Genomic DNA, 12,480 nt, shown 5'->3' on the forward strand with positions numbered 1-12,480 from the left:
TATCCTATTATGCAATAGTCAGTTTTTCGGCTTATCGAACGCGACCGTAACTATGGCCCCGCCTTCCGGATGATTATCGATTTTCAACTCCGATCCGAAAAGGAAATATTTTAATCTTTCCGCTATATTTCCCAGGGTTCTGGAATGATTTACGTTGGACTTAATTCCTTCGCCGTTATCTCGGATCGTTATCGTAGTTCTTTCCCCAACGATTCGGGCGTGAACCCAAATTTTACCTCTTCCGTTTCTATCCCGGATACCGTGGATATAGGAATTTTCCACCAAGGGTTGCAGAATTAAGGGCGGGAGGACACTTTTTCGAAAATCGCCTTCTTTGGAGATTTCCACGTCCATAAAATCCTGGAAACGCAATTTCAACAGATTAATGTAATTTTCCATAAATTGCCATTCTATATCGAATGGAACCAATTGCTTACTAGCGTTATCGATTAAGAAACGATAGTTTTCGGCCAACATTAAAATAGCGGAGTCTGCCAGCGCCGAGTTCGTTTCCAGATAAGAATGAATGATGCTGAGCGTATTGAATAGAAAGTGAGGGCTCATACGGTCTTGGAATGTCTTGAGGCTGTGCTCGGCCAGACGCGCCTTTTCTTCCGCCTCTTTCCGTTCCGTGATTTCGTTTCGTATTACTAGATATTGAAACGGTTTTCCTTTATCGTCGAAGATGGGGGAAATCGTCGTATCGACCCAATAGAAGCGTCCGTCTTTAGCCTTATTGCGTATTTCCCCCCTCCAGATTTTTCCCTGAGAGATGGTATGCCAAAGGTGTCGGAAAAATTCCGCATCGTGATAGCCCGAGTTGATGATTCGGTGATTTTGTCCTAAAAGCTCGTCTTTGGAATATCCGCTAATCTTGCAAAAATTGTCGTTGGAATAAATAATCGTCCCCCGTTTGTCGGTGATTGCGACGATGGATACCGCGTTGAGAGCGGTCTGAAAATCCGAAAGGATCTTTACGGATTTTTGGAGATTTCGTTCCACGTCCACCCGTTGAGTGACGTCGATCCCGATCGTCCAATTGGTTTCCTTTGAATCGGAAAGTTGCGCGGGAACTCTCGACCAGGAAACCGTTTTCGTTTCGTTCGTTTTGGTTTTTAGCTCGATCTCCCAATTTTCAAAATGGTTGTCGGATCTTAATAAGATGTCCGTAACGGATCGGCGGTATTCTTGATTCGGTAATAGAAGGGAAAAAAAATGCTCGGTATCTTCCGTAACTTCCGTATACGAATAGCCGGTTATTTTCTCCAATTCCCGGTTCCAGAAAACGATTCTGGAAGATTCGTCTACAGCCATGATCAGGACGGGAATGTTTTCTAAAACGTTCGGGACTCCCGAACCGTTTTGGAATATTCGGTCATAGAAATTCGCATCAGTCATAATTGATTCCTAAATTTAGGATTCGAGGTACGGGCTCGCGACGCCCTGCCTCGACCGCGGGTTCCTTGGTCCCTCGGCTTGATTTAGATAGACCGCTTTTTGAAAGTGTAAATAGGCGAGGCGGCCGAAGTCGATTTCGTAATATTCGGTTTTAAAGTTTTCCCCCACTCTCATTTTCTTTTCCAAGGAATTAGGCGCTCTGCTAAATTTCAGTTTTGCTCTTTGAATTTATCAACGAGTAGACAATTGTCAATTGCATATTTACTTATTTTACTTTGCGTTTGACCTTTTTTTTGAATTTATATTCCGTATATCGATCGAAAGGTCGACGAATCGTTAATCGAATAAAAATTCATTAATAGAATATTTTGGAAATAAAAAATTTTATACGAGATTCGGATATAAAATTACGAATTATTAATATACTTCGTTTGATCGGGATTTTTTTGGCAAAATTTTAAACGGGGAATTCCTCTAAAAGGTCATGAATGAATAAGTTACTAGTTTTTCTTCGATTTCTTTACTCATCCAGAAAGGGGAAGGTCGCCATCGTCATTGTAGGATCGGGTCTTTTTTTTCTAGGAGTTTTTCTAATCGCTAAGATCGGTTTCGGTAAACGATCGATGTCTCCTAGGAACGGTCCGATTGTGGAACTCGTCTATGCTTTGGGAACGGTTAAATCCGATCGAATTTATCACATGAAGTTCGGTATCGCCTCCGAGGTCAAAAAGCTATTCGTGAAAGAGGGGGATATCTTAAAAGCCGGAACCGAATTGTTGGTTTCCGATTCGGGCGCAGTCTTCCGGGCTCCGTTTGACGGAACGGTGACGACCTTGTCCTATCAGGAAGCCGAGGTGGTCATGCCGGGAATTTCCGTCTTAACCATGATGGATCTCAAGAAGATTTACGTGCTCTTGTCCTTAGATCAGGATTCTATGTTGCGTCTACGCGTCGGTCAGCCTGCCGAATTAAGTTTTGAAACTCTGCGAGGAATGAAATTGCACGGGAAAGTGACGAAAGTTTACCCTTCCGACGGACAATTCTTTGTCAGAATCGAAGTGGATTCCATGCCCGCAGGAGTTCTTCCGGAAATGACCGCAGATGTGGCCGTGGAAGTGGATCGAAAAACGAACGCATTACTAATTCCGATCACCTCCATCGAGAAAGGCAGGATTCAGATAAAACGAGACGGCAAAAAGTTTTGGATCCCCGCCAAGGTCGGAGCCGTAGACGGAGAGTGGTGCGAAGTATTGGAGAATTCGATTCTTCCGACTGATACCGTATACATTCAAGAAGGGAGATGAAAGAATTATGCTATTCTTAGCCATTCGACAACTATTGAGTCGACCCCAGCAAACGGTTTTGACCTTTCTGGGTATTTTATTGGGAACGGCGGCTTATTGTTCTTTTTCGGGAATCATGATCGGGTTTCAGGAGTATATCACGGATCAATTAGTGAATAATGATGCGCAGATTCGAATTTCTCCTAGGGACGACGTTCTCAAAGTGGAAACCTTTCGGGGAGTTTTTTTTCCGGAGTCGGTCGCCGTCCGCTGGATAAAACCGCCTTCGGGTAAAACAGATTCGAACCAATTAACGAACGCTAACGGTTGGTTTTTGAAACTGGACGAGGACGATCGTGTCGAAGCATACGCGCCTCAGTTAAATCAACAGCTGATTTTTAAATTCGGCAAACAAACACTTCCCGGAAAACTTCAAGGAGTCGATCCTGTACGACAAATGAAGGTTACCACGATCGGTAATTACGTCGAGCAAGGGAACTTCAGGGACTTGGATCGAGGTGGAGACATGATTTTCGTCGGCTCCGGATTGTTGGAGAAGCTGGGCGCAAGTTTGGGGGATACCGTACAAGTCGTAACCGCCCAAGGGAATGTAGCGCATGTAAAAGTCGGCGGAGTAATTCGCGTGGGAAATAAGATGATCGATGATACGGCAGTCTACGCATCTCTTCGGACAGTCCAAAGGATTACCCAGGCAAACGGAGTAGTTTCCGAGATCGCCATCCGGCTGAAGGAGTTATCTCAAGCAGCGGATGTTGCGACAGAATGGTCTTTCTTCACTAGGGATAAAGTCCAAAGCTGGGACCAGGCTTACGAAAATATTCTGGCCGTATTCAATACCCAGAATATAGTCCGCAACACCACCACATTCACGATTATGCTCGTCGTTGCATTCGGAATATATAATATTCTAAATATGGTGGTGAATCAGAAAAAGAGGGAGATAGCGATCCTCCGCTCCATCGGATTCGACGAAAAGGATACGATAGTGCTGTTCGTAATCCAAGGATTACTGCTGGGTTTTTTAGGTGCCATTAGCGGATTACTGGTAGGTGCGATGGCCTGTTACTATCTAGACGGCTATCCTATCGGAGGCGCTGCGAGTTCAAAAGGTGCGATGATGTCTAGCGTTATGCGAATTTCCTGGAATCCTCTTATTTATATCAAAGCATTCTCTATCGCTCAGATTTCCGCCGCAGTGGCGGCTTATATTCCCGCAAGATCGGCTTCTAAACTTTCTCCGGTGGAAATCATCCGAGGTAGCACATAATGAATAATAATAACGATATTTCGATACTTTGTACGGATTTAAGTAAAAGTTTCGGAGAACCGCCGATCGAAGTCGTAAGCAATATTGATTTCGATCTGAAAAAAGGGGAATTCGTCTCTCTCACCGGAAGGTCCGGCTCGGGTAAATCGACATTACTGTATATGTTGAGCGGGTTGGATCAGCCGAGTAAAGGAAAAGTCTTTTTGGACGGAATCGATCTTTTCGGAATGGGAAGCGTCGAGTCCCATCGGTTTAGAAATCGGAATATCGGTTTCGTATTTCAATTTCATTATCTTTTACCGGAATTAACAGCTATCGAGAACGTTTTGATGCCGGCCAGAAAAACGGATCAACACGGTAAGAAGAAGGAATACGCTAGACAATTATTTCGAGAATTCGAATTGGAATCCTGCAGGGATAAATTTCCCGCCCAAATGTCCGGCGGGGAACAACAACGAACCGCGATCGCCAGATCATTGATAATGAATCCGAGCTTTCTTTTTGCGGACGAACCGACGGGAAATTTAGATACGATTAACGGCGATAAGGCGATGGAAATTTTCAGAAGGATTAATCGGGAGAATAAAACGACTATTCTCTTCGTAACCCACGATCCAGATTACGCGGCACTCGCCGATAGACAGATCCATTTAGTGGACGGTAAAGTGGATTCGGACAAACTACAAAATCACGTATCGGTGTGAGAGCCGGTCGGATGGAAACTCGAATATCAAAAAGGGAAAAGAGAATGAAAAAAGAAGCCGTAATTGTCCTTACATGGATCGGAGTATTTTCGATTTTATCCTGCCAAGGCTCGGTACGCAGCGGGGCGAAGGAATTCGATTCCCCCACGAAAAAATTCGCCGCCCTAGTCGGTAACACCGCGAAGACGTATTTTAGATCGGCTCGGGAAAAAAAAGCCAAATGGAAGGTCGGCGTATACGCTGTCGAAGGAATTCCCAACTTCGACGAATCTCTGGACGATTCCCTTTTGGATCGACAATTGAAATTGATCTACGTAGATAAGCCGGAATTGCGGGCCTTGGATAAGAAAATAAGTCTGTTGGACGGAGGAAACCTCCAAGCGGCTCCGATTTCCCAGCCGCCAGAAATATTACTATCCTCTAATTTAGGAGAAAATTATTCGGATAAAGTGGCCGAGGTGAGTACTAAATCGGCAAAATCCAACGGATTGCCTCTCGAGTTTTCCACGGAGGATTCCAATGAAGGTGAGCTTCAAATATTGATCTTCCTTCAAAATGATCCGCCCGTCTTCACTAAGGCCGGAATAGAACCGGATTCCAAAGAAGGGCATCGGAGATTGGACGCTTCCATTCGCGTCAGTATGTCCGTCCATGATAAAGAGAAAGGTCCCGGAATCGAATCCTTTCGCTGTCAAAAACGATTTTTAGCTAAGTATCCGAGCGATTGGTTTATTATAGATTGGTATTTTTCTCCGGGAAAAACTTCTTTCGTTGAAAGTCTGGTGGAGAAAGGAATTCCGATCAGGGAAAACGTTTCGAAACCTAGCTCGGAAGTATTTTCCGTAAAACGTGCGCTGGACGAATGTTGGAAGGAATTAGCGAAAGAAATTCGCTGATCGGATTTTTTATCGGAGTTCGGATCGTACGTCGTTCGATTGCATACCATCCGAACCCGATCGATCCGAGAAAGATATTACAATCTCCAGTGCGAAGGGCGGCCGAGATTATGATATCGACTTCCCGGAACGAAGAATGGGTTATGGCCGGAACTGCGAGATCCTTGATTATAGGAATTCATGGTTTGGTTCCCATAATAATTTCCATACCGATACGGATAATAGGATCGATTACAGGAATATCTAACGTTTCCGCTACAGTTATTCGTGCTTTGACCGTATGCTCCGTCGTACTGGTTCGGAAAAGTGGCGCATTCGCTTAGGAAAAGAAGCGCTAATCCGATTCCAGTCAGTCGGATTAAAGTCGTAACTAAGGAGAGTTTCATGGGATTGCCTCCTGACTCTGATCGGTAAGACCATCCCATTCGTAATTTTATTTCCTAAATTACGAAAAGTTTTCGCTATCCGAATAGAGAATCGCTTTTCTGAATCTCCTGCAGGGCGGAATAGACTTCCGAAGCCTTATAAGGCTTGTCTAAAAAAGCCTTGATTCCTTTCATTCGTAAAATTTCTTTTTTGTCTTTTTCAAGGTTTCCTGAAGTGACGATAATATTCACTTTCGGATTAAATTGGAAGAGCAGATCGATTAACGTTTCTCCCCCCATTCCCGGCATACCTAAATCCGTGATGATTACGTCGAATTTTTCGGGGGCTTCCTTATAAAAAGCGAGAGCTCCTTCTCCGGTTTTTCGACTCCAAACATTCGAGCCGGAGAGCGTTATTATTTCCTGAAGAACTTCCAGGACCAGTTCTTCGTCGTCTACTATTAGGACATTAAGATTTATCTTTTTTGAATGATCTTCGTCTTTTCGGATCGCGTTAACGGTCGTTCTAATAGCGGGAAAAAAGAGGGAAAATTTCGTTCCTTTTTCCGGCTCCGATTCCAGGTCGATAAATCCCGAATGTTCCGTTATGATCCCTCTTACGATCGATAGTCCGAGCCCTGTCCCGTTGTTTCCCTTCGTCGTAAAAAAAGGTTCGAAAATTCTTTCCTTATTTTCCGCGGTCATACCGACTCCGGTGTCGGTAATATCGACTTCGATATAAGTATCCGCATTCGCTTCCGGAAATTTGGATCGGAGCATTTTCCCGTCTATGATTCCACCTCCCACGTAAACGCTTCCTCCGTTTGGCATCGCATCCTTTGCATTCAGTACGAGATTGAGAACCGCCTGATGCAAATGGCCGGAGTCGCCCAAAATGATTCCGTTGAGAGAATGGAAATCGGTTTCAAGGCGAATATTTTTCGGGAGGGAAAACCGCATCATATCCGTGACTTCTTTTAACAAAGGAGCGATTGAAATGGGTTTCATTTCAGTCGAACCCGGGCTCGCGAATAATAGAAGTTGTTTCGTAATCGCTTTTCCGCGCTCGGAAGCGTCTATAATTCGATTGACGTGTTTCTTGAGAGAAGGCTCCGATTTACAAATCTGTCGAATTACCTCCGCCGTTCCGAGAATCATCGTGAGCAAGTTGTTGAAATCGTGGGCGATTCCCCCCGCCAGCAAGCCGATACTTTCCATTTTCTGCGCTTGCCTAAGGGCGCGTTCTGCAGCCGTTCGCTCGGAAATGTCCCTAACGATTCCCTGCAAATGTCCGGAATCCAGGTAACGTGCACTGATTTCGACGGAAATTAATTTCTTATCCTTTCTGATCAGTTTACGTTCCAATATCATCGATTTGCGATCCTGAAGATTGAATCCTCTTAAAGGCGTGGCCGCGAGATCCTCCGGTTGGATGAGATCTTTTATATTCAGCGTCAGTAATTCTTCTCTAGTATAACCGAGCATTTTACTCCCGCTCGGATTGATTTCCAGAAGCTTGCCGTCGGTGTTAGCGACAAAAATTCCGTCGGACGCATTTTCGACCAGGTCCCTATACTTGCTTTCACTCTTGGTTCTTCCTTCCTCGAACGTTTGATACTGTATAGCTAAGCGTACAATATAGGCGGCAAAGAAAATTAATCGCAAGTCTCGATCTTCGGGCTTACGAACTTTCTTATAGTAGATTGCGAAAGTACCTAAAACGTCTCCGTTGGGAGAATAGATGGGTTGAGACCAGCAAGCTCTCAATCCGTAATTAATCGCTAAGGATTTATAATCTTTCCATAATGGATCTGTGAGAATGTCCTCAACGACGACTAACTTACCTTTATAGGCGGAAGTCCCGCAGGAACCTGCCCTAGGGCCGATTTTAATTCCTTCCAAGGATCTTAGATAAACCTCCGGGAGGCTGGGCGAGATTCCGGTCTCGATCCGATCCCCTTTTTTGTTTAGTAGCATGATCGAGGTCCGCATTTCGGGCGAGAATTTTTCGATCGTCGTAAGTAATTTATTTACTAGGGAATGCAACGGCGTAGATCGAGGAAGTTCATCGAATAGAATTTGCAGTAGCTCTTCGGCTCTTTTTCTCTCTTGTGCTGCTCTTCTTAATTCGGAGCGACCGGAAGGTCCCGTTTTCTCCCGATGCAGATAGGACGATAGGGCCGTAGCCGATATAAATCCCAAAATCAGGAAAATAATCGCAAAGCAGGTGAGTTGCAAGGGTGATGAAATTCCGTTTTGGAATGAATACTTGGAATTATGCAGCAGAAAGAAAGAAATAACTAGTAAAAAAAAGTCGCTACTACTATTCTCGTACTGGATCGATTCATCAAGAATACAGTAACATAGACGCGGTGCCAACGCAATAGTGATCGTGAAAATTATTGATGAATGTTCGACCCTAGAACGGAATAGAAGGATTAGATCGCGCTATGCTTTCGGGGAAGAGGCCCTGAATCGAGACCGTGTACGGGTCTATGCGGATAATCGATCTGTCGACGAACATCGTGTTAAACGAATATTTCAGCCGATATTTGGAATATTTCCGCAAGCTTACGGGCTAAATTCTTTCCGATCGTCAATTTACCTTTTTCGATGGATGTCACGTATTCTACTTCTACGCCCCCTAATTTCTCCGCTAAATCTTTACGTGAATATCCGTGTATTTTTCGTAAAATGCGCACAACAATCCCCGGTTTCCAACTTGCCGTATCTCGGCTAAATCTAGTCGAATTGTTTTCTTCCCACTCGAGCAATTCTTCGTTTTCCATATTACTCTGCCCTCCCGATTCAGTATTATTTAACTCGCTTAGGTCCAAAGCGTATTACAGATTCGCTACATTCGGATATGAATTCTTAGCTTCCATTAACCGATTCGTTCCTGTTCCTTTATCGTTCGTTCCGGTATCGGAATTCGTATCAGAAAAACGTTGATTTCGCGATATGGACCGCGACTTGATTGAATGAAGGAACTCTTCGAAAGAATTCGCTCTCTTTTGCTCGGAACCTGAATCTGGAATTGGTGCAATAAAATGAATTTGTATATTCGAATCGGCGCGGTATTATCGTTTTTGTTGTTTCTATCGTGTAATAATAATACGAACAACTTGTATGGGACGGGAAAAAACAATCATAACAAGGATAATAATTGTAAGGCAGCTTCCGCGTTGTATCTTGCCTGCCTAAATGCGAACGGCGGAGCGGCCTATGCCGCGAATTGCAACACTCAATATCTCGTAGTTTTGGGAGCCTGTAGCGGAGGCTCCGGTTCAGGCGGTGGAGGAGGAGGCGGATACTAAGATCCGCTTTTTACTCGGCAGAGTTTTTGATTTCGACTCCCCATTCTTTGAGATTCTTAAGAACGAATTGCAAAAGAATTTCCTGATTTTTTCTAGAGTCGGTGGCTACGGAAAGAGGAGCGCCGAATTTCATGTGTATCATTCGATTCCTGACTAGACTGCCGATATCCTTGAGTAATTTCCCGTTTTCCCAAAAGTCCGTTTTGACGGCAAAGGGAACGATCGGAACTCCGGCCCTTGATGCCAGTTTTACCGCAATCGAGTTAAATTCACTCGGATCGAAAGTCCTAGTTCGAGTACTTTGCGGGAATACGACGATCGAAGTTCCTCCCTTGAGGATGGCGGTTCCTTCCTCCAATACTTTCACAAGATCCTCGCGCGGATTCGTCCGCCCGACCGCTATAGGATTTCGAGATCGCATGATCGGACCGAAAACCTTCCCGTTCACAAGACTTTCCTTAACAACGTAGGTTACGGGACGATGCGCCACTAAGAAGTAAGGAAAGACGAAAGTTTCCAAGACGCTCATATGATTTCCCGCAAAGACGACCGGGCCTTGAGGAGAGATGACGTGTTCGAGTCCTTCGATTTTAAACTTTCCTTCGCATCCTTCGATAACATCCAAGATTCGTCCGGAAGATTCCAACCAAACTTCGTCCGTGTATAGGTTTTTTAAGCAAAGTTTCCGGCTGGCAAAAATCTCCCTAAAGTATCCGATCAGAAAAGCGAGATCACTCCGTAGCAAGACCCGATCTAAAAGGGATCTTTTTCGATCAGAGGGAGTATCGTATTGGATAGTTACTCCCTCTCGAAGCCGGATCGGAGATCCTAAAGTATCCCTGTTTAAATGAAAGACCCCGCTACGAACCGCTTCGTCAGGAATCGTCAATATGGGTTTCTTAATTCTTGCTTCGAGAGAAAGGGTGGGTTTCATTCCTGGTTCGCTCCGGTAACTAGGCAGATTCAAGTTAGGAAGAGTAGACGGATAGTATAATTTTTGCGGATTTCCATGCCAGCATTAATTCCCGTATATCCGGGTGAGAAATGGCAAGAAAACGATAGCGGGAAGAAACCGAACTTTGTTCGATTTTTTCCCGTATCATCCCTAAATTCCTTCGAAAGAAGGGGCTTTAACGGAAGGGTCTTAAATAGGATCGTTCCTGAAAATACCGATCTTCGAACCGAGAGATAAGTCGGAAATCTTTCAGAGTTAAGTCGATATCATCCCATCCGTTTCGAATTCTCCGTACCGAATTTTCATCCAGGGAAAATTCCGCTTCCGTCCCGCCGAATCCGATCCTTCGCTCGCCTAGATCCACGGTCGCAGTAGCTTTCGGAACGGATCGTACCCATTCTTGCAATAATGAAATCTCTCGTTCGTTTAACACTACTAAGGCGATTCCGTTCTTCGGACAATTGATGGAGAAAATATCCGCGAACGAGGGTGCAATAATCACTCTAATTCCGAAATCGGAGAGTGCCCAAGGTGCATGTTCCCTGCTGGAACCGCATCCGAAATTCGGCCCGGTCAATAGGATACTTGCCTCCCTATAATCAGGTTTATTTAATATGAATTCTCCGTTAGGAATCTCGCCGTTCGGATCCGAATATCTCCAATCATGGAAAAGGTGTCGTCCGAAACCCGTTCGATCGATTTTTTTCATGAATTGTTTAGGCAAAATTTGATCCGTATCGATATCGGCTCTATAAAGAGGCGCGATAACTCCGGTATGTTTAGTCCATGCTTTCATATTTCTTTCCACTCCCGAATGTCCGTAAATTTTCCGGTTACAGCGGCACCGACCGCCATTATCGGACTGACAAGATGCGTGCGTCCTCCCCGGCCTTGTCTTCCTTCGAAATTTCTATTTGATGTGGACGCACATCGTTCCCCGACTCGAAGAACGTCGTCGTTCATCGCTAAGCAAAGGGAGCAGCCCGGTTCTCTCCATTCAAAACCGGCCTCTAAGAAAATTCGATCCAAACCTTCGGACTCGGCCTGCCGTTTGACTCGTCCCGATCCGGGAACGACGATCGCTTTCACGTTAGGGTGTACGGTTCTACCTTTCGCCAAGATTGCGGCCGCCCGAAGGTCTTCGATTCTGGAATTGGTACAGGATCCGATGAAAACTTTGTCGATTTGGATTTCGCTAATTTTCATTTCGGGAGTCAATCCCATATACTGAATCGCTTTCTCCGCCGTTTCCTTTCGAGTAGTATCCGTAAAGGAATTCGGATTCGGGACGATCCCCGAGATGGATACGGTTTGAGAAGGATTCGTTCCCCAGGTAACTTGAGGCTCGATTTGCGAAATGTTCATCTCTACGATTTCGTCGAAGGCTTCCTCCGAGTCGGAATATAAGGTTTTCCAATATTCAAGAGCTTGAATGAACGATTCGCCTTTGGGGGAAAAATCCTGTCCATTCAAATATTCGAATGTAATTTCATCGGGCGCGATTAAACCTGCACGAGCACCGGCTTCTATGCTCATATTGCAAAGAGTCATTCTCGCTTCCATCGAAAGTTCCTTTATTGCGCCTCCGGAATATTCCATGACGTAACCTTGGCCCCCGTTCGTTCCGATTTTACCGATCAAGGCGAGAGCTATATCCTTGGAGGTAATACCTGCGCTTAGTTTGCCGTTCAGTTTTACCAGCATCGATTTTGCCTTTCTTTGCCTCAAAGTTTGTGTGACCAGGACGTGCTCCACCTCACTGGTTCCGATGCCGAACGCGAGGGCTCCAAAGGCTCCGTGGGTAGAAGTATGAGAATCGCCGCAAACGACTACGGTTCCGGGTAACGTAAATCCGAGTTCCGGAGCAAGAACATGAACGATCCCTTGGTCAGGATTCTCCCAACCATACAATTCGATTCCGAATTCCCGACAGTTGCGTTCGATCGTATCCATTTGGATCCTTGAGACCGGACCGGCAGCGTCTTTATTGCGTCTGTCTTTTGTTGAAATATTATGGTCGATCACGGCGAGGGTTAACCTAGGGTATTTCACATTTCTTCCCTTTTTACGCAACGCCTCGAACGCTTGTGCGGAAGTCACTTCATGCAGCAGATGCCTGTCCACAAAGAGCAAGGATTCCTCGTCTTGACCGGAAATGACCGAGTGCTGCTCCCAAATTTTATCGTATAGAGTTCTGGGGTTCATTTTTCCTCCAACATTCGTAGAGTATCAATATTCTTAATATAATGCAAATAAATAGGATTTATTGACAGT

13 protein-coding genes are annotated in these 12,480 nt (G+C 45.0%); 5 read left to right on the forward strand and 8 right to left on the reverse strand.

The window, feature by feature from the left end; translation table 11 throughout:
* Positions 1 to 18: 18 nt before the first annotated feature.
* On the reverse strand, positions 19 to 1,398 hold the full coding sequence (locus LEP1GSC047_RS07680) for a PAS domain S-box protein (protein ID WP_010410835.1): 1,380 nt from the start codon (positions 1,396 to 1,398) through the stop codon (positions 19 to 21).
* 488 nt (positions 1,399 to 1,886) lie between these two features.
* On the opposite strand from LEP1GSC047_RS07680, the gene LEP1GSC047_RS07685 reads away from it, so the two are divergent.
* From LEP1GSC047_RS07685 to LEP1GSC047_RS07700, 4 genes are read left to right on the forward strand one after another with little or no spacing between them, the layout of a single operon-like run.
* A complete protein-coding gene (locus LEP1GSC047_RS07685) occupies positions 1,887 to 2,702 on the forward strand; it encodes an efflux RND transporter periplasmic adaptor subunit (protein WP_010410832.1) in 816 nt (271 codons plus the stop codon).
* Between the two features lie 7 nt (positions 2,703 to 2,709).
* A complete protein-coding gene (locus tag LEP1GSC047_RS07690; protein WP_010410829.1) occupies positions 2,710 to 3,969 on the forward strand; it encodes an ABC transporter permease in 1,260 nt (419 codons plus the stop codon).
* Entirely contained in the window at positions 3,969 to 4,673 is a 705-nt protein-coding gene (locus LEP1GSC047_RS07695) for an ABC transporter ATP-binding protein (RefSeq protein ID WP_010410824.1), read from the forward strand. Before LEP1GSC047_RS07690 ends, LEP1GSC047_RS07695 begins: the two co-directional genes overlap by 1 nt.
* Positions 4,674 to 4,717: 44 nt before the next feature.
* The gene (locus LEP1GSC047_RS07700; protein WP_010410822.1) at positions 4,718 to 5,569 is read left to right on the forward strand and encodes a hypothetical protein; all 852 of its coding nucleotides are present in this window, start codon (positions 4,718 to 4,720) and stop codon (positions 5,567 to 5,569) included.
* 77 nt (positions 5,570 to 5,646) lie between these two features.
* On the opposite strand, the gene LEP1GSC047_RS21200 is transcribed toward LEP1GSC047_RS07700, so the two are convergent.
* The 3 genes from LEP1GSC047_RS21200 to LEP1GSC047_RS07715 all read right to left on the reverse strand — a co-directional run bounded on the left by LEP1GSC047_RS21200 (position 5,647) and on the right by LEP1GSC047_RS07715 (position 8,723).
* Complete coding sequence (locus LEP1GSC047_RS21200) at positions 5,647 to 5,955, reverse strand: hypothetical protein (protein WP_020988408.1); 309 nt, start codon at positions 5,953 to 5,955, stop codon at positions 5,647 to 5,649.
* Positions 5,956 to 6,030: 75 nt separating this feature from the next.
* Entirely contained in the window at positions 6,031 to 8,313 is a 2,283-nt protein-coding gene (locus LEP1GSC047_RS07710; protein WP_238325536.1) for a hybrid sensor histidine kinase/response regulator, read from the reverse strand.
* A gap of 149 nt (positions 8,314 to 8,462) precedes the next feature.
* Positions 8,463 to 8,723 carry a helix-turn-helix transcriptional regulator gene (locus tag LEP1GSC047_RS07715; RefSeq protein WP_010410813.1) on the reverse strand — a complete coding sequence of 87 codons (261 nt, stop codon included), beginning with the start codon at positions 8,721 to 8,723 and terminating at the stop codon, positions 8,463 to 8,465.
* Between the two features lie 261 nt (positions 8,724 to 8,984).
* Between LEP1GSC047_RS07715 and LEP1GSC047_RS07720 the strand changes: the two genes are divergently transcribed.
* Positions 8,985 to 9,251: a hypothetical protein gene (locus LEP1GSC047_RS07720; protein WP_010410811.1), complete on the forward strand. Its 267-nt coding sequence runs from the start codon at positions 8,985 to 8,987 to the stop codon at positions 9,249 to 9,251.
* 10 nt (positions 9,252 to 9,261) lie between these two features.
* Here LEP1GSC047_RS07720 and LEP1GSC047_RS07725 read toward each other — a convergent pair whose 3' ends face one another.
* From LEP1GSC047_RS07725 to leuC, 4 genes are read right to left on the reverse strand one after another with little or no spacing between them, the layout of a single operon-like run.
* The gene (locus LEP1GSC047_RS07725) at positions 9,262 to 10,185 is read right to left on the reverse strand and encodes a lysophospholipid acyltransferase family protein (protein WP_010410808.1); all 924 of its coding nucleotides are present in this window, start codon (positions 10,183 to 10,185) and stop codon (positions 9,262 to 9,264) included.
* Positions 10,186 to 10,219: 34 nt separating this feature from the next.
* Positions 10,220 to 10,354 (reverse strand): hypothetical protein, encoded by a 135-nt coding sequence (locus tag LEP1GSC047_RS22345; RefSeq protein ID WP_020988397.1) that lies wholly within the window; start codon positions 10,352 to 10,354, stop codon positions 10,220 to 10,222.
* A 27-nt stretch (positions 10,355 to 10,381) separates the two neighbouring features.
* Positions 10,382 to 11,002: a 3-isopropylmalate dehydratase small subunit gene (gene leuD / locus LEP1GSC047_RS07730; protein WP_020988344.1), complete on the reverse strand. Its 621-nt coding sequence runs from the start codon at positions 11,000 to 11,002 to the stop codon at positions 10,382 to 10,384.
* Positions 10,999 to 12,411, reverse strand: a complete 1,413-nt coding sequence (gene leuC / locus LEP1GSC047_RS07735; protein ID WP_010410803.1) for a 3-isopropylmalate dehydratase large subunit — start codon at positions 12,409 to 12,411, stop codon at positions 10,999 to 11,001. The genes leuD and leuC overlap by 4 nt, the downstream gene beginning before the upstream one ends.
* Positions 12,412 to 12,480: the final 69 nt, after the last annotated feature.

The sequence above is a fragment of the Leptospira inadai serovar Lyme str. 10 genome (assembly GCF_000243675.2).
GTDB lineage: Bacteria > Spirochaetota > Leptospiria > Leptospirales > Leptospiraceae > Leptospira_B > Leptospira_B inadai.